Source organism: Xenorhabdus indica, from assembly GCF_014467235.1.
GTDB classification, from domain to species: domain Bacteria; phylum Pseudomonadota; class Gammaproteobacteria; order Enterobacterales; family Enterobacteriaceae; genus Xenorhabdus; species Xenorhabdus indica.
The window spans coordinates 18,793-42,633 of record NZ_NKHP01000017.1 but is presented as its reverse complement, the minus strand read 5'-3'; the positions used below and the strand labels follow the sequence as shown (position 1 = coordinate 42,633).

At 48.0% G+C, this 23,841-nt stretch carries 6 protein-coding genes; all 6 read left to right on the top strand.

Annotation, left to right across the window (positions count from 1 at the left end; all coding sequences use genetic code 11):
* Positions 1-14: 14 nt before the first annotated feature.
* The 6 genes from Xind_RS13490 (at position 15) to Xind_RS13465 (ending at position 23,833) form a co-directional block, all read left to right on the top strand.
* Positions 15-4,487 carry a polyketide synthase family protein gene (locus Xind_RS13490; RefSeq protein ID WP_187650254.1) on the top strand — a complete coding sequence of 1,491 codons (4,473 nt, stop codon included), beginning with the start codon at positions 15-17 and terminating at the stop codon, positions 4,485-4,487.
* Entirely contained in the window at positions 4,484-7,537 is a 3,054-nt protein-coding gene (locus Xind_RS13485) for a PfaD family polyunsaturated fatty acid/polyketide biosynthesis protein (RefSeq protein WP_047678448.1), read from the top strand. Before Xind_RS13490 ends, Xind_RS13485 begins: the two co-directional genes overlap by 4 nt.
* Positions 7,534-8,301 carry an SDR family NAD(P)-dependent oxidoreductase gene (locus tag Xind_RS13480; RefSeq protein ID WP_047678446.1) on the top strand — a complete coding sequence of 256 codons (768 nt, stop codon included), beginning with the start codon at positions 7,534-7,536 and terminating at the stop codon, positions 8,299-8,301. The genes Xind_RS13485 and Xind_RS13480 overlap by 4 nt, the downstream gene beginning before the upstream one ends.
* Positions 8,302-8,433: 132 nt before the next feature.
* Complete coding sequence (locus tag Xind_RS13475; RefSeq protein ID WP_047678442.1) at positions 8,434-9,666, top strand: SDR family oxidoreductase; 1,233 nt, start codon at positions 8,434-8,436, stop codon at positions 9,664-9,666.
* A 52-nt stretch (positions 9,667-9,718) separates the two neighbouring features.
* On the top strand, positions 9,719-10,516 hold the full coding sequence (locus Xind_RS13470) for an amidohydrolase (RefSeq protein WP_047678439.1): 798 nt from the start codon (positions 9,719-9,721) through the stop codon (positions 10,514-10,516).
* A gap of 156 nt (positions 10,517-10,672) precedes the next feature.
* Entirely contained in the window at positions 10,673-23,833 is a 13,161-nt protein-coding gene (locus tag Xind_RS13465) for a non-ribosomal peptide synthetase (RefSeq protein ID WP_187650253.1), read from the top strand.
* Positions 23,834-23,841: the final 8 nt, after the last annotated feature.

The window sequence follows — 23,841 nt, the reverse complement described above, 5'->3', positions numbered from 1 at the left end:
GGAGTCTCTCCTTTATGGAACATGTTGCAATTGTTGGGGTCGGGTGTTTATTTCCCGGAGCAGATACCCCTGAAAAATATTGGGATAACCTGTTACACGAAAAGGATTGTTCCACACCTTTATCGGCTCTGGAATTGGGGGTTGATCCGGCTTGTTATTATTCTCCGGTTGCCGGTACACCTGACACCATCAATTATGTCAATAATGGGCACGTCCGTGATTTTCATTTTGATGGTAAAGGATATAACTTGCCGGAAGAAGAATTAAATACACTGGATGATCTATTTAAATGGACAATTTATGCGGCAGATCAGGCATTAAACGACAGTGGCTATCGCCAGCATAAAAATGTATTGCAAAAAACGGGACTCATTCTTGGTAGTATCGGTATGCCGACTCATTCAACTAAAAGATTAATGAGTCCGTTCTATCACAAAATATTACAACCCTATATTCAAAAATTAATTGGGCGACCGGATTTTCAATTCAATCAATTCTGGCCACAGGCTAATCATTCTGACCAGAATTTAATAACCGGCGGACACAATGCCACAATTGCTGCATTGGCACTTGGACTGGCAGGTCCCCGTTATTGCCTTGATGCTGCATGTGCGTCAGCGCTGTATGCCATCAAACTGGGTGCTGATTATCTTCTCAGCCACAAGGCAGACATGATGCTGGTTGGGTCAATTTGCCATGTAGATCATATCTATATCGACCACGGATTTAATATTTTGCAGGTTTTCCCTGAAAAGGGTGAGTCTATTCCTTTTGATAAAGCATCCAAAGGCGTAAAAGCCGGTGAAGGTGTTGGCATTGTTGCTATCAAGCGTTACGCCGATGCTATCCGTGATAACGATAAAATCTATGGCATAGTTGAATCTATTGGCTTGTCCAACGATGCGGGTACTAAGCATTTGTTAGTACCCGATCAGCAAGGGCAGAGCGTTGCATTAGAACGCGCCTATCGGAATAGTTCGCGGAACATCGATTACATTGAGTGCCATGCAACCGGTACTAATATCGGGGATCAAATCGAGCTATCGACTATCGAAACTTTTTTTGGTGAACATGATCTTGATGGACAGGGAAAAATTCCATTAATTGGTGCTAATAAAGCTATCAATGGTCATATGCTTACTGCCTCAGGTATGGGCAGTCTGCTGAAAGTCTTGTTAGCGATGCAGCATAATCTGATCCCTGCCACGCCACGGGTCAATCAACTGGTTTCAACACCCAAAGGGAAGCTCAATATCGATCATATTGTGCGGAAAGCCAGACCCTGGCCTGAAAGTCAGCGACCTAAACGTGCGGGTATTAATGCCTTTGGTTTCGGTGGTGTCAACGGGCATATGGTCGTCAGTGAAGATACCCCTGAACGACGAGCGGCCTGTATACCATTCCAGTCAGAAAAAACGCAGAAAATTGATCCGCTGGCCATTGTTGGTATTGGCGTACATATGGCGAAAACTGAGGATAATCAGACGCTGGATCAGGCCTTACAGCAAGGCACTCAGCACTTCTATCCACTGCCGAAAACCCGTTGGATTGGCATGGAGAAACGCTCTGATGTGTTGGCAATGCGTGGAGTGAGCCAGCCACCGTTAGGCTCCTATATCGAAACATTTGAATTTGACTGTAAGAAATTCAAATTACCTCCGAATGTTGTCGGAGCACATTTAAGTTGTCACCTGTTCCTGTTGCCTATCGCGGAACGCGCATTTCTTGATGCTGGTTATCAATTGGATGGCAATAAGCGCAATATTGCCGTAATTGTGGCAGGAGGAATCGATTATAGCTGTCTGCGTTATCAGGTACGCAATGAAATTAGCTGGCAATTGAAACAGAGCCTGAGTCGTCACGGTATTCAATTATCGGCAGAAGATACCCTCGCTTTGCAGGAGATCGTAAAAGATAGTCTGTTCCCGAAACCTTATCCCGAAGGTATTACCGGGGGGATTGGTAATATTGTGGCGAGCCGTCTGGCGGCACATTTGAAGCTGAATGGCCCGGCATTTACGCTCTATGGTGAAGAAAATTCTCCGTTTAAAGCATTAGAGTTAGCTCAGTTTATGCTGAGCAGACAACACGTAGATGCGGTGATGGTTGCCTGTAGCAGTTTCGGCGGCACTCTGGAAAATGTGTTGTGGGATCACCAGTCTGAGCACGGAAATCAGATAGTCGGGGATGGTGGTGGAGTGATTGTTCTCAAACGCGAACAGGATGCCATTAGTGACAATACACCGATTTATGCCGTGTTGGAGGGGATTGGTACTTGCTATTTGCCTGATCACTCCCTTGATTTCACAGTAAATGAAGATGCCATTGTGGCAGCCGCGCAATCAAGCTTGACCGCAGCCGGTTGTCGCGCAGAGCAGGTCGGTTATGTTGAGTTGTATGCGGGCGGCAAATCTGGAGAGATTGCAACTGAACTGTCTGCGTTGGGGCGGGTCTATGGTGCGACAGACGGGCAACCAAAGACGGCTATCGGCACTCTGAAAGCCAATTACGGACATCTGTCTGCATCTGCTGGTCTGTTCGGCATTATTAAATCGGCCCTGCAACTGACACAACGATACTTACCGGTATTGCCGGATTATCCTCATCGTCAGGAGTTGGCACATTATGCAGAGGGAAAATTCCACTTACCAGTACAAACTCAGGCGTGGCCAGCGCCAGTCAAAGCGCCTCGTCGTGCTGCAATCAGTCACTTGGGTATTGACCGCGCCTACAATCATGTGATCTTAAGTGAACCCCAGAGTGGAAAACGTGCTCGTCCAACCAGGTTACCGGCGTCAGATCAGCCTGGCCTGAAAGTGACAGTCTATGTTGCGAGAGAAAAAACAGTAGAGGAATTCATTCTTAACGCTCAGGCCGTGGATCGTTTCGCAGCGCTGGCGGCGGCTGTACCGTCAAATGAGCCAAGCAAGGCAGACCTAAGCAAGGCAGAAACAATTCAGGAAATGCCACTGTCGATGGAAGTTAACCATTTCATCCGCAATGCTAATACCCAACTGCGTTATCTGCAATTGGAACAGACATTTTATCAATTGATAAAACAACATTTGGCAGACATGCCGGGCACACCGTCAATAAATTCGCAACCCATGACAGTTACCGAACCTGCTGTTACAAAGGTTATGCCCAAATCGGCTATGCCGAAAAAATCAGAGATAACTTTGCCGGTCATTTTTGACGAACAACAATTACTGGAATTAACCGACGGCAGCGTGGAGAAGATTCTGGGGGCTGATTATGCGGAAGTGGACAGCTATCCGATACGTACCCGTATGCCATCGCCACCGTTTATGTTTGTTTCCCGCATTACGGCGCTTTCTGCTGTAAAAGACAAACTGGAACCCTGCTACATTGAATGGGAATACGATATTCCTGAAGAGGCATGGTATGTCGTGAATGGCCGTGTTCCTTCCTTTGTCGCGCTGGAATCATCTCATGCGATGATCGTAGCGTTTACAGTTATAGGCTGTGACATGATGTTCAAAGGACAGCTTTGTTACCGGGCGGTGGATTGCAGCACGACAATTTACAGCGAAATGCCAAAGGCAGGCGAAGTATTGCGTGGACGTGTCAATATCACCTCAGTCATACGGATAGGTGGTCGTTTTCTGGCGAACTATGAGTACTTCTGCTATGTGGGGGAACGCCTGGTATTCAGACTGGTAGCGGCTTCCGGTTTCTTCAGCCGTAAAGAAATTGAGAAAGCGGGAGAATTTGATACCAGGGCCTATCTTACCAGAGCCAAACCAGACGGAGCGGCAAAACCGTTCACGCTGTTATCAAAAAACAGACAATCACAACATGAGCCGTCATATGCCGAATTCTTACATAAGGAATTGCTGCATTGTGGCCGGACAACATTCACTGAGCAGGACATCACCTACGTGATGAAGGGTGATCTGACTGCCTGTTTCGGTCCCCAATATGGCCGTATCTATGGCGAAAACCTGTGTACACCTGATACCCGTATGTTAAGCAGGATCCTCAGCGTTGACACAATGGGGGGAATGTTTGGTCTGGGGCAGATAGTGGGTGAGTTTGATATCGATCCTGAACACTGGGCATTTAAGGCACATTTCAAAAATGATCCTGTTATGCCGGGAACATTGCTGGTGGAAGGCTCGGAACAATTGATGAAATTCTACCTATTCTATCTTGGATTAAATTCCCTGCCTGATCTGGAAGTGCAGACGCTGACCGATCATACAACCAATGCCAAATTCCGTGGTGAAGTGCAATGTGAGCGGAATGTGCTGCAATACCGGCTGACCTGTAAATCTATTGAAGCCCGCTATACGGACATAAACGACAAATTGGAATCTGTCACCCTGTTTTTCATTGCAGAAACGTTGTACCGCGGCAGTGTGGTGGGGATAAGTGACAATATGGGAGTGCGGTATGTCCGTCGTCAGTCACAGCAAATGACCGGAACAGGTGTAGCAGAAATGGAACAGGACACCACAAAATGAATCAGCACTTATCGGTCAATTTATCGGGTCACCAACCAAAGACACATCTGTTGATGGAAAGCCTCTCCCGTTTGCAAGATTTGGCTGCCGAACTGCGGGTTATAAAATCCGGCACATCCGTTTCACTGTTATCAGCAGATGAGCCGGTGACAGAAGAGGCTTCCGTTCTGGGTAGCCTGCCGGCAATAACGGCAAGCAGTTTAGGCGATGCCGGCTTCATGGCGGATTATGGTGTGGATTACGCCTATTATGCTGGTGCTATGGCTAACGGTATCCACTCTGAAGAGATGGTTATCGCATTAGGCAAACAGCGCATTTTAGGGATCTTTGGTTCCGGTGGATTACGTATCCAGCGGATCGCAGAAGCCATTGCACGTATCCGGCAGGCATTGCCGGGAGGGCCATTCGGCGTCAATTTGCTGCACAATCCCGGCAATCCTGAATGGGAAATGGCTTGTGTGCGTCTGTGTATAGAAAATCAGGTGCGGGTAATTGAAGCATCGGCCTATATTAATCTCAGTCCGGCGCTGGTCTATTACCGTGTCAGTGGTCTGGCCCAACAGCCTGATAGCACAATCCTGCGTCACCATCGCCTGATTGCCAAAGTTTCCCGTCGGGAAGTAGCACAGCACTTCTTGCATCCGGCTCCCGAAAACATACTGCAAAAACTACTGACAGACGGGCTTATCACCCCGGAACAGGCAAAGCTGGCACGACAGGTTTCAATGGCAGATGACATTACCGTAGAAGGCGATTCCGGCGGGCATACCGATCAGGGTGTGCTGGCCTGTATTTTCCGTTCCATTGTACAGCTACGGGATGAAGTACAGCTACGGAATGAAATCGCAGATGAAACCCAAAACGGAGCCCATAATTGTTACCAAGTACGGATTGGCGCTGCGGGTGGTTTGGGAACACCTCATGCCATTCTGGCGGCTTTTGCACTGGGAGCCGCTTATGTTGTCACTGGTTCAATTAACCAGAGCTGTGTGGAAGCGGGAACATCTGATGCTGTGAAAAAAATGCTGGCACAAGCCCGTATCAATGATGTTACCACTGCACCATCAGCGGATATGTTTGAGCTAGGCGCCAAAGTACAGGTATTGAAACAGGGTAGTATGTACGCTGTGCGGGCGCAGAAACTGTATAACTTATATAAACAATATGACAGTCTGGATGACATACCGGAACAAGAAATAACCCTGCTGGAAAAACAGGTATTTCATAAACCTCTGTCAGACATCTGGCAGGAAACTATCCACTATTTTCATACCATCAACCAACCCGACACCATTGCCAAAGCAGAAAAACAGCCGAAGAAAAAAATGGCGCTGGTCTTCCAATGGTATCTCGGTCAATCGTCCCGTTGGGCGATTAGCGGTGATTCTGTACGCAATATGGATTACCAAATCTGGTGCGGTGCGGCTATGGGTGCCATGAACGAATGGCTGAAAGGCACGCCATTTGAAGCGGTTGAAAACAGACATGTCAGTAAGATTGCTAAGCTGTTGATGAATGGGGCGGCTTATCTGACCCGTATCGCATTACTCGAATTACTCAATGTTGTTGTACCTGAACAAGTGAAACGGCATATGTTGCTTAATCACGAACTGTCTGATCAAAAACAATCCGATCACGAACAATCCGACCAAAAATATGAGCAAGAATCAAAGGTGAGGAGTAAAGAATCTATGGATGCTTCAACAAAATTATGTCTGGACAATTCAAAAGGCTTTTATAAAAGATGTTGGGATCTGATGCCCGGCGGATCACACTATAACTTTGGTGATCCTGAGCGTCCGTTGGTGATCCCGTTTAACCGTGGGGAAAGATCCCGTGTGTGGGATCTGGATGGCAATGAACATCTGGATATGTTCTGCAAATTTGGGGCATTACTGGTTGGGCATCACAATGAGGCTTACAACAGTTCGTTGATCGAATACATGAATAAAGTGACTTCCGTTGACACCTGTGATTTGGAAGTCGGTGTTTGTGAAACGATGGTCAAACACATCCCTTGTGCCGAAATGGTCCGTTTTTGCCTGAGCGGAACAGAGGCGGTACAAAATGCGTTGCGCCTTGCTCGTGCTTTTACCGGCAAAAACCGTTTTATTCGTTTCCACGGTCACTATCATGGCAATGCTGACAACATTATGGGCTGGCGCAAGAAGCAGGATCTGACTTACCCGGTGCCAGAGCAGTTTAAAGGTGACTTGTTAGATACATTAGGACGCGATCCTAAAGTCATTACTGATCAGTCTTTCATGCTGCCGTGGAATGACATTGATATATTAACGGCCACCGTAGAGCGCTACCACAATGAAATCGCTGCTGTTCTGATGGAGCCGATTTGCATTAACGGCGGGGGTATTTTCCCTGTTGAAGACTATCTGGAAAAAACCAAAGCACTGTGTGAGAAATATAATATTGTGCTGATTTTCGACGAAATCATCACCGGTGTTCGTTTGGGGTTGGGAGGCGCACAGAAAATACTGGGGGTAACCCCTCATCTGGCCACTTTCGGTAAGGCATTGGGTGGTGGTGCTATGCCAATCTCCGCTATTGCTGGTCGCCGTGACATTATGAATTTGTACACCCGTGGGAAAGTCATCCACGCAGGGACTTTCAATGGTTATCCGCTTGGGCTGGCTGCTATCCAGACAACTTTCAGGTTGATTGAGGAAGATCCCGGCTGCTATGAGCGCATGGGTGACGTTATGCGCCAGATTTCCAATGTCTTTGTGAAAGCCGCAGAAGCTGTTGACCTGCCACTGGTTGTACAGGGAATGCCGACCGCATTGGTTTATCACTCTCAGAATACGCCTGTCACCTCTTCTGAAGGTTACAGCGATAAGGTTAAATTCTGCGACATCATTATTCGTGAAATTTCCAAACGCTATGGCATTCAGTTCTCTCCATTGTCTCGCATGTACCCCAACCTGTTGATGTCACAGGATGATGTCCGTTTCTTCGAAGAGCGGATCTTTGATGCAATGGCAAATGCCCGCAAGGTGATTGATATCACATTTAAAGAAGGGCTGGCTGGATGAGTCGGCAAATTGCTGTTGTAACCGGCGCGGCAGGGGGATTTGGCACCGCGATCACCAAGACACTGTTGGATATTGGTTATCTGGTGGCTGCAACGGATATCAGCATACAAAAACTGGCGCTCCTGAAGGAGCGCCTTGGGCACCCTGAATCCCTGACAATTTTTGAAATGGATGTGACTGATGTTGCCTCCGTCGAACGGGCGGAGCAACAGATCACGGAAACATTAGGCAAGACGATCACCGTTCTGGTGAACAATGCAGGCATTATCCACCGGGCTTTCTGCCTGTCGGGCAAAGGGTTGCCGGAGTCCGCCAAAGTGATCGATGTCAATCTGGTCGGTGCTTTCAACTGTACAACGATTTTTGTTCGCCATATGGCGCAGCAGAAATATGGACGCATTATCAATATCGCTTCCGTTGCTGGCATTTGGGGAGCTGCGGGAAGTGCTGCTTATGGCGCATCAAAAGCGGGATTAATTTCTGCTACAGAATCCTGGGGGCGTGAACTGGGACCGTTGAATATCAGTGTCACTGCCGTTGCGCCGGGGATTTGCAAAACTGACATGCTGGAGCAGTTCGTCAGTTCTGGCCCGATGGAATCTGCGGCAGAAGATAAGATTGTGCGTTCGATTGTGCCTGTCGGGCGTTGGGGAACGTCAGATGATGTGGCTGAAGTTGTGGGATTTTTGGCGAGTTGTAAAACCAATTATCTCAATACTGCAGTGATCTCACTGGATGGTGGAATGCGTGTTGGCACTATATGAGAGATAAGAAGAGATAAGAACGTATTTCGATAGATCTCAGGGGGCAGCCAGTAAAGCTGCTACCTGAGTAATAGATAAAGGTATGAAAAAACAGCAAGTAACACATTTAATCATTAGGTGTAGGGGATAAACATGCTCAACCATACCAAAAAAGAGACCAAACACATCTTAATTACCGGCGCAACAGGTGTCATGGGGGGCAGGGTCTTACTTGAAATACTGACTACAACTGATGCCAGTGTATATTGCCTGATAAGAGCTGAAAATAATTCACAGGCACTGGCGCGTTTGGAAGATTTTTTGTTCACCTACGATCAGGAAAAACGGATCCGAGACCAACTCCACCGTGTTATTCCTGTATTGGGTGATATTACGAAAACAGATCTTGGGCTGACAGCAGAGCTTTACTCAGCGTTAATCGGCAAAATTGACAGAGTCATTCATTGTGCTGCCTGGACCAGTTTAGTGGCATCTTATGGCCGGCTTGCACCTGTTAATGTGTCGGGAACACAAAATATCATTGAATTCTGTCTACAGGGCAATATACCGATGCTTTATACCTCCAGCTTTAGCGTAGTGGGAGAACATCTATATCGTGACGGTTTCGTTTTGCATGAAACAGATCTTGATGTGGGGCAGAGATTTGATGATATGGATTATGAACGTACCAAATTTGAATCGGAACAAGCTATCCATCGTGCGGGGGAAAAAGGCCTTAAGTGGGTCATTGTGCGTCCGGGCAATATTTGGGGCGATAGTACCGATGGCAGCTACCCATTGCGGCAAACTAAAGTCAAAGGCATTTATTATGAAATGATCAGGGCATTGGTGGAGACGGGGCTCACGTTCAATTCACAGGAAGATTTTGATATTTCTCCAGTGGATTATGTCGCGAAAGCATCATTGTATGCCATTTTAGATATCGAAAAATTTAATGGAAAAACCCTCCATCTGACGGCTCCCGACCCGATCACTTTCAACGATATTGTTTTCTTTCTGAGGGAATTCGGTTATCGCATCCAGACCGTTGACAACGATGACTACATGGAAGCGTTGGCACAAAACTGTTTGTATCTCAATGGGAAACCTTACCGTTCAGTTTTTACTGACATATTGGCACTCGCTCATAATGGCATAGAAATGAACGAAAAAGCCAAGTATGCCACAGAGATGACAATGGATTTACTCAATGGCAGCGGCATTCAATGCCCACCATCAGATAAGACACTGCTTTTCCGTTATTTCAACTACTTAATTGCTTCCGACTTCATTCCACCTCCTCAACGGCAGGGAGAAAAGGGCGAAATCCGCAAAATGTCAGCACAGAGTGGTTATCTGGAACACCTGTTTGATGCTGACCTGTAATGAATGTTGATAAAAAATAAATAACAAAACATATATTGAAACGGAGTTTGCAATGATTGCTCAGAATCTCAAAGTAACAATGATTCAAACCGATTTGGTTTGGGAAAATGCAACAAAAAACCGGGAATATATTGAACACCACATCGCACAAGTGACTGATAGTGATCTGATCATTTTGCCGGAGATGTTCACGACAGGGTTCAGTATGAAGCCACAAGCCATTGCTGAAACGATGGATGGCCCCAGTATTCAGTGGATGAAAAAGCAGGCAGCCGCGAAGGGGTGTGCGATTGTTGGCAGCATGATTATTACTGAAAACCAGCATTTCTATAACCGTCTGTTGTGGGTTAATGCAGACGGCTCCATCGTCCACTATGACAAAAAACACCTCTTCTCTTTCGCTCAGGAAGATCATGAATACACCGCAGGTAATGCCCCGCTGATTGTGGATTTCAAAGGTTGGAAAATAGCCACTTTTATTTGTTATGACCTGCGCTTCCCGATTTGGTCACGCAATATCAATGGCCACTACGATGCAGCACTTTATATCGCTAGCTGGCCTGCCAAACGCTCCCTGCACTGGTGCACTCTGTTGCAGGCACGTGCAATTGAAAACCAGAGCTATGTCATCGGGGTCAATCGTGTGGGGCAGGATGGCAATCAACTCGACTATGCAGGTGATTCCATGTTGATCGATCCGTTGGGTGAAATCTTACTGCACGAGCGGGATAACGAGGCAGTAAACACCATGACCATCTCTCTTGCTCATGTACGGGATGTCAGAGAACGCTTCCCTTTCCTGAAAGATGCGGATCCTTTTGTTTTAAAAGAGAGCATTTTGAGGGAGTAACGCTCCAAATTTAGATTTTGCAGGAAATCGCAGAAATAAGTGTTGAAAGAATGGATTTGGGGAATATGCCTTTTCTGGCATGACGCCCAGGGCTGTTTTGTCACGTATCAAAGCTGTTTTGTCATGTAATCGTGTTTTATTGAAGGAAGATGGCTAATGGTGATTTCAACCAAATTTGAGCAAATCGTTGTACGTTTCCCGGAAAATATTGCGGTGACACAGGGAAACGAAAGCTTGACCTATCGTACCTTGTCAGAGCGCGTTACTGGACTTAGTCATATGTTACATCATCAGGCTGAAAGTCAGTACGTCATGACGTTGATGGAAGAGAGTATTTCTCTGATAACGGCAGCATTAGCCATCATGAAAGCCGGCAAAGTGTTTGTTCCATTATCCCCTAAATTACCGGAGCAACGCCTTGCCACATTACTGGCACAATTCCGTGGTGCAACTATTATCACTTGCCGTCAATGGTTGCCCCTGCTGGAGCATCTGTCAGAAGATTATTCGCTGGTGCTGGCTGATGAAGTGCAGGAAATTCATTCAATTCCTTCGTTATTCGCGGGAGAGACAGAGAGTTCACTGTCTGCCGGTAACACTGCCAGCACACATAACAACAGTGGCATCCGTCATAACAAACCAGCATACGTCTACTTTACATCGGGTTCTACTGGGCAACCTAAAGCCATATTAGGGCGCGAAGACAGCTTATTGCATTTTATCCGTTGGGAAAGCCGTGAACTGAATCTGACGCCCGCTGACAAAGTCAGCCAATTGATAAACCAGATGTTCGATCCCTTCCTGCGTGATATGTTGTTACCTTTGCTCAACGGGGCAACATTGTGTATTCCTCCTGCCCACGATATCCGTTATTCGCCGCAGGAACTGTTGAGTTGGATACGCGAACAGCGGATCAGTATTACCCACCTTATTCCCTCTTTATTTCAGGTTTTGCTGGAGTGTCCACAATCCAGTGATGACCTGCAATCTTTGAGGTATGCCGTTCTGTCGGGTGAAATGCTGAAAGGATCACTGGTAGAGCTGTTTTACCAGCGTCAGTTGCGACAAACCCAATTAATCAACCTGTATGGAACAACAGAAACCACACTGGCGAGAGTCTACTATCGTGTCACAGAGAAAGATGTTCAACGTGCGTTGATCCCTGCCGGTAAACCGATAGACGATACCACTATTGTCGTTGTTGATGAGCAGGGTGAAACAGTTCCGGTTGGTGCCGAAGGGGAAGTGTGGATCAGCACTCCCTTTATGAGTGCGGGTTACTTGTCAGCCGAGTCTGAAAATAACTTACGTTTTATCACACCGGAAAAAGGGAAACTGGCTGGTCAGCCGGTTTACCGGACGGGTGATCTGGGACGTATTGATGAGCAGGGAGATCTGATCCTGCTTGGCCGTAATGATTTTCAGATCAAAATCAATGGTCAGCGCCTTGAAACGGCAGAGATAGAGAGTCTGCTTGAACAACATCCTGCGGTACAACAAGCGATTGTACAGGCGTTTGAACAGTCACAGAAACCGTCACATAGTGTGCGGCTGGTGGCATTTATCCGTCTGGCACCGGAAATGACAGTAACAGCAGAAACATTAGATGCCTATCTGGCCCCCAATCTGGCAGCCGCTATGCGCCCTGCTGATTATCAGTTCTTGTCACTGTTCCCGCTGTTATCCAATGGCAAAATTGACCGCAAGGCACTGCAAGCACCGGCTGTCCGCCAGACATATCAAAACCGGCAGGATATTGTTATCCCACAGGGGGAACGGGAAACAAAACTGGCCGCTATCTGGCAATCGCTGTTGCATATCAAACAAATCGGACGTGACGATAGTTTTTTTGCACTGGGAGGAGATTCTCTACAGGCAATTCGCATGATTGCACAAGTGCGGGAAAAAATGGGACTGAGTTTGCGTTTTGGTGAACTGTTCCAGCAACCCACGCTTGCCCAGTGTGCAGCGATATTGCGTGTTGATGAGCTGTCAGAAGGGATAGCGGAGGAGATAACGGTAACCCCGCATACTGCCAGCTACGAACAGCAGGGTATTTACCTGATCCAACAAACTGCTTCTTCCAGCCCAATTTACAACATGGCCTACGTTGCCCAGTGGCAGGGAGCACTGGATCATCAGCGGTTACAACAATCCCTTGACGCTTTGATTGCCCGTTATGACGTATTGAGAACCCGTTTTCTGATACAAGAAGGGGATATTATTGCGCAGGTAGCAGAGCATCTCTCTGCCAGATCGGTGACTGCAAAGATCATCTGGCAGGATCTGAGCCAGTATGGCCCACAGGCTCAAGCGCAGGCAGAAAACATTATCAGTCAATTTGCGACCTTGCCATTTGAATTAATCGATCCACCATTGCTACGTATGGCAGGGCTGACACTCCGGCCACATAGTCATCTGATTGTACTGGCTTTCCACCACTTAATTGTGGATGACGAATCAGTGAAACGGCTGTGGGATGAGTTGCTGGAAAATTACAGCCTGCTGCAAGCAGGGAAAACACTTGAGATCCGGCACGCTGGTTATGGTCAACGGGAACATGCACGCCTCCAGTATCAACGGATCAATGGGGCTTCGGGCATAGCCGCCCGTCAATACTGGCAGCGTCAGTTGGCCGGAACACTCCCCCTGATCCAACTACCTTATGACTTTCCGACACCTGCCATACGCAGTTATCAGGGAGGGCGTTTGCCATTCAGCCTGCCCACTGCATTCCATGAACAGATTGATACATTAGCCTATCAGTATGGCGTCACTCCTTATCTGATCTTACAAGCCGGATTTATTGCATTTCTGGCGCGCTATTCACGTCAGAGTGACATTCTGTTGGGAACCCCCGTTTCCAACCGTCACTACAGTGAGGAGCAACAGCCGGTTGGTCTGTTATTCAACGTATTGGTGATGCGTAATCAGGTTGATATCCACCAATCATTCGAACAACTGCTGGCCCAAGTTAAATCCACCTTTATTGATGCCGTTGCGCATCAGGATATGCCGTTTAGCCAATTACTCCCTCTGCTAAAAGACAATTTATTACAAAACAATGGGGAAGATAATCATCAACCGGGGCTTTCCCCACTGTTCCAGACTCTGTTTACCTACCAGAATATACCGCTCACGGGTAAACGCATGGGGGCTGTTCAACTTTCTCCATTACGCCAGTGGGATATGCAAATCGCCAAATATGAGCTGACACTGGAGATGTGGCGTGAAGAAGGGGAATTACAGGGGATATTTGAATATGCCAGTGATCGTTTTCTGCCAGAGACGATTTCCCGTATGGTGGAAAACTTCTGCCATTTTCTGCCGCAGTTGTTCGAGCAACCGAAACAGGCTATCGGTCGGGTTTCTCTGCTCAGTCCTGTACAGCAACAACAACTGGCTGAGTGGAACCGGACTGAACACCCATTCAGCGATAATGTCGGCATTCATCAGCTTATCGAACGTCAGGTGCAGCGTGTACCAGAAGCCATTGCGGTTGAATTCGGTCAGCAATCGCTGACTTATGCTGAATTGGATCAGCGTGCCAACCAACTGGCTTATTTTCTGATCCAGCAAGGGGTAGGGCCAGAAGTTTGTGTCGGATTAAGTGTCGAACGCTCACTGGAACTGGTGATCTGTTTTCTCGCTATCCTGAAAGCGGGTGGAGTTTATGTACCGATTGATCCTGATTATCCGCTGGATCGTAGTCGTTATGTCATTGAAGATGCTGGCTTGCATCTGCTGGTGACACAAGATCAATTTATGGCACGTTATCAGGATTGTAACCTTCCTTTATTCTCCCTTGAAACCTTGATGCCTCAACTGTCGGCATTCAGTGTGGAAAATCCACGGGTAGATGTCCGGGCAGAAAATACGGCCTATATCATCTATACCTCAGGCTCCAGCGGCAGACCGAAAGGTGTACCCATCCGACACCGCAGTGTGTGCAATCTGGCAGAAACAGAAGTTGAATTTCTGGCTGTACCACCGAACAGCCGGGTCCTCCAGTTCGCCTCTTTCAGTTTTGATACTTCCATCTGGGAAATTCTGATGGCGTTCTGTACTGGCAGCACATTATTAATGGCTCCCCGTCTTGCCATCATGCCTGGCCCGGATTTGCTGGAACAGCTTATTACGCGACGTGTTACTCATGTCACATTGCCTGCTTCGGCGCTGGCCGCACTGCCTGAAGCTGAGTTACCTGATTTACAGGTACTGTTAGTCGCCGGGGAAGCCTGTGGTGTGGATCTGCTGCATAAATGGGGCAAAAACCGCCGCTTTATTAACTCCTATGGCCCGACAGAAGCAACAGTAGGTACAACCAATGCTGAGTTGACGCTGGACGATGACAGTGTTCACATTGGCCGCCCGATCCCCAATTCACAGGTCTGGATCTTAGATGAGTATGGCGCACCATTACCGATTGGCGTTGCGGGTGAACTTTGTATTGGCGGTGTTGGGGTCGCTACAGGCTATCTGCACCGACCAGAACTGACTGAACGCAGTTTTATTCCTGATCCGTTCAGCTCCCTGCCTGATGCCCGCCTTTATCGTACCGGCGATCTGGCTCGTTATCGGGCAGACGGCAACATTGACTATCTGGGACGGATTGACCAACAAATAAAAATCCGGGGTTATCGTGTAGAACTGGGAGAAATCGAAAGCGCTTTGCGTCAGCATCCCGCTATTTCTGATGCGGTGGCGATGGTGCGGGAAGATTACCTGAATGCCAGCGCTATCGTTGCCTATATACTTACCCAACCTGATACCGCACTTGATCAATCACAGATTGAATCACATCTGGGGGGATCTTTGCCGGAATTTATGCGCCCTTCCTGCTACGTCTTCCTGCACGAATTCCCCCGATTGCCGAATAATAAAGTGGACAGAAAACGCTTCCCCACACCGATGCGGCAGACGGGAGAAGCCATCGCTGAACCAGCCCGGAATGAAACAGAACAGGCGATTATCCAGGTCTGGCAGACTTTATTGGGGCATCAGGCGATTGGCCGTAATACCTCATTTTTTGCTGCGGGTGGACACTCTCTCTTAGCGGCCAAAATGGTAGCAATACTTGCCAGCCAATTCCGGCTGCATTTCAAAGTCAGCGATGTTTTTATCTGCCGAACGCCAATGCGGTTGGCAGAGAGAGTGGATTCAACGGCCAGTGCAGGTTCATTAAATCTGTCTGTGATCCACGATGCACCATTGAGCTTTGCTCAACAACGGATGTGGTTCCTTGACCAACTGTATCCTGATAGCTGTCGTTACCACATCACCAGTATCAAAACCTTTGCCAGTATAAAAACACTTGCCGGCAAGGAGAATGATGGCAATGTAGTTGAAAATAACGTGGAGGTTGAACGGATACAGAAAAGCGTAAACTTGCTGTTCCGTCGCTATCCATCACTCAATCTGCGTCTGCGGATGGAGGGAACCACGCCCCGGCAATATTACAGTGAGCAGTCACCGGACTGTCCGCATGAAATTATTGAAGTACAGAATGAACAGGAGTGGCAGCAGCAGTTACAGCAGCGAGCCGCCGGTATGATGCAGACACCGTTCCAGCTAATTGGACAACCATTATATCGCCTGTTACTGGTGACCGATGCATGGCAGGGAAGTGCCCTGATTGTCTGTCTGCATCATATTCTGGTGGATGAACAGGCACTGGCACAGCTTGATGATGAATTGCTGTCGCTATACCAGTCAGAAGCGAATGGTCTTCCAGAAGAAAATAATCTGTCAGAAGAGGGCATCCAGCAGGCACCTGTGTCTGATTACCTGCAATTCGCTGCATGGGAACGCAGCCCTGAAGCGCAACAAGTCTGGCATAGCCAATTAGCGTATTGGCATCAGGTATATCAGCAATTACCGCCAGTGGTGACATTACCTCAGCAACATCATGCACCTGTTGAAGAATCGAAAGCAGCTTACCATCGCCTGCCGCTGTCCATTGAGCAGACCAAAGCATTGCGCTGGTTGGCACAGCAGCAGGATACGACACTGTTTACCCTGTTATTGGCGGCTTTCCAGATCTTGTTACAGCGTTACAGCAGTGAAGGTGACACAACAGGAGATATCGTTATTGGTATACCTGTTTCTCTGCGTGACAGGCCGGAACTGCAATCGGTTATCGGGCTTCTGCTGAATACCTTAGCGGTACGTCAGAATGTCGATATCAGCCGTCCGTTTACTGAATTTCTGTTTGATAGTGCCCAGACACTCAATCAGGCAATGGCTAACAAAGACGTTCCGTTTGAACAAGTGGTGGATGCTGTTCTGCCAGCAGAGAAACGTTCGCTTTCTCCTCTGTTCCGGATCATGTTTGTGTTTAATGCGCACCAGCAACAGCTCAATGAACAACTTCGTACTGATGCTCGTAATTACGTTATAGACAGTCAGCCAATAGACAATCCAGAAGCCAAATTCGATTTAACCCTGTTTGTACAGGAAACAGCGGATAGCCTGCTATTGTCGGTTGAATATCGTGAAGCGTGTTTTGCACCCGAAATTGTGGCGCAATTAGTGACACATTATGCCTGTTTGTTGGATAGCCTGTGTCGTGCGCCAGACCAGCCTGTCTATCAGTTGGCAATGTTGTCACCACAGGAACGACAGCAGCAGTTAAGCGATCTCAATGCCACAGTACAGCCCCTGTTGCACCCGGTGGTGCATCAATGGTTCGAACAGCAGGTGTGCAGAACACCCCAAGCGATTGCCCTGTGTGAGCAGTATGAAGCAGGGTTAGCATTGAGTTATGACCAGCTTAACCAACACGCTAATCGGCTGGCGAATGATTTACTGACACAGGGGATTGGTAAGGGTTCACAGATTGGGATCTGCCTGCCACGTTCAGCCATGCTTGTCGTAGCGATTCTGGCGGTATTGAAAACCGGTGCTGCATATGTACCAATTGATAGTACCTATCCGGCAGAACGTGCCCGTTTTATGCTGGAAGATGCACAAGTGGCACAGGTGATTACGACTCACGAACAAGCCACCAGATTAGCGTTGCCATCGCATCATATTGTACGGTTGACGCCGGAGCCGTTTACCTTAGAACCAGTTACCTTAGAACCAGTTACCTCAGAGCCAGTTACCTCAAAACCAGTAACAGACAATCAGGCTGCTATTCCCAATCCTGATATTGCGATTTCACCGGAACAGCCTGCTTATATTCTCTATACCTCTGGTTCTACCGGCAGGCCAAAAGGGGTCATCATTCCACATCGGGGATTGGGGAACTATCTGCAACATGCCTGTAAACATTATGGTGATCTGACTAAACGGGGAAATACTCTTCATGCCTCTATTTCCTTTGATGCGACGATTACCAGCCTGTTCTTGCCGTTATTACAGGGGCAAACCTTGTTTATCCTGCCTGAAGAGGATGATATTCCGGCACTGGTGCAGGCATGGCAACAATTGCCGGATCTGGCAATGGCGAAAATCACGCCCGCTCACCTGGAGCTCTTAAGCCAGCAATTATTACCAGAACACGCAGGCCGGATACCGCTGCTAGTGATTGGCGGAGAAAGTCTTTCTGCCAGCGCATTGCGTTTCTGGCGGCAACATGCACCGCAGGTCAGAATTATCAATGAATACGGCCCGACGGAAGCCACCGTGGGCTGCTGTATTTACGACATACTGGCCGGAGACGTAAAAGGGGATGGTGTACTGCCAATTGGTCGTCCGATAGCCAATACCCGGCTGTATCTGTTGGATGAGTGTCAGCAACTGGTGCCGTTCGGTTCAGTTGGTGAACTGTACATTGGTGGGGCTGGAGTGGGTCTGGGCTATTTCAATCGTCTTGATCTGACTGAAAGCCGATTTATTACCGATCCTTTCTTTCCGTTATCACAGGAAAAACCGTTATCACAGGAAAAACTCTATCGGACAGGAGATTTGGCGCGTTACCTGCCGGACGGAAATTTACTGTTCCTCGGCCGCAAAGACCAGCAAATTAAACTGCACGGCTACCGGATTGAACTGGAAGAGGTAGAAGCTCAGCTTGCGGCTTGTCAGGGTGTTGCTCAGGCGGCAGCGGGTATGCGGGACATTTATGGACGCCAGCATCTGGTGGCCTATCTGGTGATGAACACATCTGCTGCGGCAGATCTGAAAAATGTGCGGCAGGAACTGAGTCAACGACTGCCGGTACATATGTGTCCTACCCAATGGATCTTGCAGGAAACATTACCACTCACAGCTAACGGCAAAATTGATCGTAAGGCGCTGGCACAAATCCCTTTAACTGAGCAACCCCGTCACACTGTTCGCCGGATGCCAGTGACGGCACTGGAAAAACAACTAACCGAAATCTGGCAACAAGTGTTGGATCAGGAAAATCTGGGGATTGATGATGATTTCTTTGTTCTGGGGGGAGATTCCATTCTCAGCCTGCAAATAGTGTTCAGAGTACGGGAGATCGGGCTGCGGATCACACCAAAAATGCTGTTTGATTATCCGACTATTGCGGGATTAGCCGCCGTGGTGACACAGGTAAATAACATTGATGGCAACGCTGAGAACAACACTCAACCCGTGCAGGGAGAATACGCTTTACTGCCAATTCAGCATTGGTTCTTTGCACACCATCATGCTAATCCGCACCACTATAACCAGTCTTATCTGTATGCACTGGAGGAAGGAACAGACATATCGCTTTTAGCGCAGGCACTGGCTCTGGTGGTCAATCAACATGATGGTTTGCGCTCTCGTTTCTCATTGGCAAATGGTTATAGGCCGGATTATGGGCAGATAGGAGAACCTGTTACAGAGTGGCAGATAGAACAATGTCAGATCACAGAAACCCCGGCAAGAGAAGCACTGGTGCAGGCCGTTGCTGAACATCAGGCACAATTGAATATTGAACATGGCCCGTTATTGACTGCGACCCATTTTATTACCGCAGAAGGAAATTATCTGTTGCTGGCAGTTCATCATCTGGTGATAGATGGCGTTTCATGGCGCATTTTTACGGAAGATTTAAGTTATTACTATCGAACATTACTGGCAGGGGAAAACCCACGTCTGATGGTAAAAAGTGCTTCTTTGATTGAGTGGTCATCCCACCTTGCAGATTATGCTCAATCTGAACAGTCACAGGACGAATATCATTTCTGGCAGCAAAAACTGAAGCAAACTGTAGCTCCGTTGCCCTGTGACTGGGGAGAAAAACCTTTCCCAGGTTTCGTTAAAGAGTCGGCTAAATATCGGCTAGCACTGGATCTGACGGTCACCACAAATCTGGTTCAGCACACCGGACACGCCTACCGTACCCATGTTGGTGATTTGTTACTGGCAGCGTTGGCAGCAACACTGCAACACTGGAGTGGTTCCGAATTACTGCATGTGGACATGGAAGGGCATGGACGGGAAAGCCTGCATGAAAATGTGGATGTCAGCCGAACAGTCGGCTGGTTTACGGTCATTTATCCTCTGTTGTTGTCACTACCTGCATCTTGTCCGCCGGATCAACTGCTCCAGTTGGTTAAAGAAGCGGTACGTCAGGTGCCTTATAGCGGAACAGGTTATGGTGCACTGCGCTATTCCCGCTACACCCAGACATCTACCAATAATCAACTGCCTGTTATCCCTGCGGCAGATATCTGCTTCAACTATCTCGGACAATTTACCCGTACCTTCCATCAGGCGCCATTACAGGGTGTTGCGGATATCGGGCTGGTGCATCGTCATGCGGCAGATAACTCAAGGTCATATGCACTGGAAGTAGATTGCTACATTGATGAGGGACAATTGCAGATAGAGTGGACGTATAACCACCAGTGTTATCAGCATGAAACCATTGATAAGTTGGCAATGGCGATGAAAGAGCAGATTATCCGGCTGACTGAACATTGTATGGCACAGACTCAGACCACTTACACGCCGTCTGATTTCCCGCTTGCCCGTTTGAATGCTGAAACACTGCGCCAATTGCAGCAACGGTATGGCGTGATGGAAGATATCTACCCGCTGACCTATACCCAAGAAGGAATGCTGTTCCACTCTATGGCCGGACAAGGCAGCGGGCTGTATCACGAACAGTTGTGTTTTACTTTATTGTATAAGAGCCCGTTTGATGGCGTGGATATTACCCGTCTACAGCAGGCATGGCAGCAGGCGGTGGCTTACTATCCTATCCTGCGCAGCCATTTTGAAATGAGCCTTGCTGGTGAGCCATTGCAAATCGTGATGCCTCAGCAGGAACTGGATTGGCGGCAACATGATCTGCGGCTGCATAACCCGGCTGATGCAGAACAGTATCGCCAAAACTTGCTGGCGGCAGATCTGGCGGAAGAGTTTATACCGGAACATGGTGCGTTATTCCGTATTACCGTGCTGCAACTCCCAGATGAGCAGATACAACTTTTGTTCAGCCATCATCATGCCATTCTTGATGGATGGTCAGTCAGGCTATTATTAACAACGGTTGAATCCTTCTATTATCGTCCGGCTGATACCTTGCCCCCTGCACCGGCATTTAAATCCTTTATTCGCTGGCAACAGCAGAGCCGTAAAGCGTGTCAGGATTATTGGCAGGCGCAATTAGCTGATGTCGGGGCAGCGACACCGCTGCCTGCGGCTCATCCGATCAGGACAGCCAGTCAGTTGAAACAGCGATATTCATTTCATCTGTCTACAGAACTTTCTGGTCAGTTGGCAGAAACCGGACGTCGTCACCGTTTAACCATCAGTACCCTGATTCAGGGGGCATGGGCATTACTGTTACAACGTTACAGCCAGCAGGACGAATGTCTGTTTGGCATGACAGTATCCGGCCGACAGGCAGAATTAGCCGGTATCGATAAAATGGTGGGACTGTTAATCAGTACACTGCCTATTCATATCACCAGCCATATGAATCAACCCGTTGCCGATTGGCTGAGCGCCATTCAACAGCAACAGCGGGAACACGAAAAATTCAGTGATATCTCGCTGGCGGATCTGAAATCCACTTGTGGTCTGCCAGCATTTGATACCTTGCTGGTGTTTGAAAATTATCCGCAATCCGGCGCACGGGAAAACCTGTTTAAATTTACACAGGCCACGGAAAGCACAAATTACCCATTAGTATTGGTCACGGCTTTCTCTGACAGCTTACATGGCGAGTTGGTCTATGACACGGGCCTGTATGATGCAACTACTGTGGCCCGTCTGGCAGAGCACTTTATCCGCATTCTGACCCAGTTAATGAATAATATGACGGGCGTGTTGACAGACGTTGCATTGCTGGATGATCAGGAAAACCGGCAATTGCTGACCCAATGGCAGGGGCCAGTATTGCCGGTTTTTGCGGGCAATGTGTATAGCCTGTTTGCCCGTCAGGTACAACGTTCTTCCCAACAAATCGCTGTAATAGATGGACAGCGGCAGGTCAGTTATGCGGAATTGGAGCAGCAGGTTGAACAGATAAGCCTCCGCCTGCATCACAATCAGATTCATGCGGGTGACAGAGTTGCGCTCTATTTGCCACGCAGTCTGGATTATATCGCTGCCATGCTGGCGGTCAGCAGAATGGGGGCTTGTTATGTGCCAATTGATATCTCTTATCCCACAGAGCGGGTCACTTATTTATTGTCTGACAGCCAAAGTTGTCTGGTGTTGACCCATCAGGCGTTGGCTGCATCTCTTATGTCTGAAATTGCTGTACTGGCACTGGATCAGGAACCAGAGTCTGTTCCGACATATTCTTTATCGCAACAATCGTTACCCCCCGTGGCTGATGATGAAAATGCACTGGTCTATCTGATTTACACCTCCGGCTCTACAGGAATGCCGAAAGGCGTCATGATTGAACATCGCAGTCTGATTAACTACCTGACCGATACCTGCTGGCGTTATCAGGTCACTGAGAATACCCAAAGCCTGTTCCATTCATCCGTCAGTTTTGATGCCACATTAACCAGTCTCTATCTGCCGCTGTTGCATGGTGGCACCATTACCGTGATACAAGATGATGCGGATATTGCTTCAATGGCGGAGATATTACGGCAACCATTACCAGCGTATTCATTACCACAAAAGCAGGGTGGTCATCTGTTGAAAATCACGCCTGCCCATCTTGGTATTTTGGGGGAATATCTGGATGCTGCCGCAAAATCCCGTGTTCATTCATTGGTAATAGGGGGAGATGCGCTGAGTTGTGAAACTGTACAGGAATGGCTGACTGATGTAGCCGATATTGGCGTGTTCAACGAATATGGCCCCACAGAGACGGTTGTCGGGTGTTGTGTTCATCGTGCAGATAAACATCAGGATTTACAGGGCACGATGCCGATTGGTCTGCCAATCGCTAATACTCGCCTGTTTGTACTGAATGACGATTTGTCTCCAACCCCATTCGGCATGGCAGGAGAGTTGTATATCGGTGGTTTGGGTGTGGCAAGAGGTTATTGGAATCGCCCTGAATTAACCGCAGAAAAATTCATCACGATATCAATTCCACAAGAAGGCATGTCACAAGAAGGCATTTCACAAGAGGAAATAGCACAAGAAAAAGTGCGGATTTATCGCACCGGAGATCGCGTCTGCGCCTTGCCGGATGGTGAATTGCTCTATCTTGGTCGTTGTGACCGACAAATCAAACTGCGGGGCTATCGTATTGAACCGGGAGAAATTGAAGCCCAACTGATGCAGCATCCCTATGTGCAGCAAAGTGCTGTGCTTTCCTATTCCGGGCTTGCTAATAGCGATAAACAGGGCGAGATACGGCTGATAGCTTGTGTATCCCTTAAATCAGCAGCGAAAGCCAATGTGATATCTCCAGAGTCACTTTTAGAACAAATGTCAGGACAACTGCTTGATTTTCTCAGCAGACAATTACCCGCACATATGCTGCCGGGCACCATTGTTCTGTTGGATGAGATGCCTCAAACCACGAATGGCAAGATTGATTATCAGGCTTTGTTGGCGCGTTTGCCGGAATATTTATCTGAGTGGCAGCAGAAAGAATTACAGCAGAAAAAACAGGAGGGCCGCGTTTTACATATCCCGCAAACACCGCTGGAAAGCCGTCTCAGGGATATCTGGAGTGAGGTACTGCAACAACAACAGATAGGATGTGACCAGAATTTCTTTGCTTTGGGAGGGCACTCATTGCACGCCTTACGCATTGCTGCCCGTATTGAACAGCAATTGGCAGTCAGGATCTCTCTGGCTGAACTTTTGCAGTGCCAGACAATTAAACAGCTTGCTCATTTACTGGAGTCTCGTATGACCGGGGGAGATAGTGTTCGTCACAACACGAGCTCTCATAACACAGGCCCTCAAAACACCATAAAACGTGTCGTACGGGAACGGAAATAAAGAAACGA

Coding starts and splice junctions, on each gene's coding strand:
- Xind_RS13485 (WP_047678448.1), top strand. CDS start 4,484: ATGAATCAGCACTTATCGGTCAATTTATCGGGTCACCAACCAAAGACA.
- Xind_RS13490 (WP_187650254.1), top strand. CDS start 15: ATGGAACATGTTGCAATTGTTGGGGTCGGGTGTTTATTTCCCGGAGCA.
- Xind_RS13475 (WP_047678442.1), top strand. CDS start 8,434: ATGCTCAACCATACCAAAAAAGAGACCAAACACATCTTAATTACCGGC.
- Xind_RS13465 (WP_187650253.1), top strand. CDS start 10,673: ATGGTGATTTCAACCAAATTTGAGCAAATCGTTGTACGTTTCCCGGAA.
- Xind_RS13470 (WP_047678439.1), top strand. CDS start 9,719: ATGATTGCTCAGAATCTCAAAGTAACAATGATTCAAACCGATTTGGTT.
- Xind_RS13480 (WP_047678446.1), top strand. CDS start 7,534: ATGAGTCGGCAAATTGCTGTTGTAACCGGCGCGGCAGGGGGATTTGGC.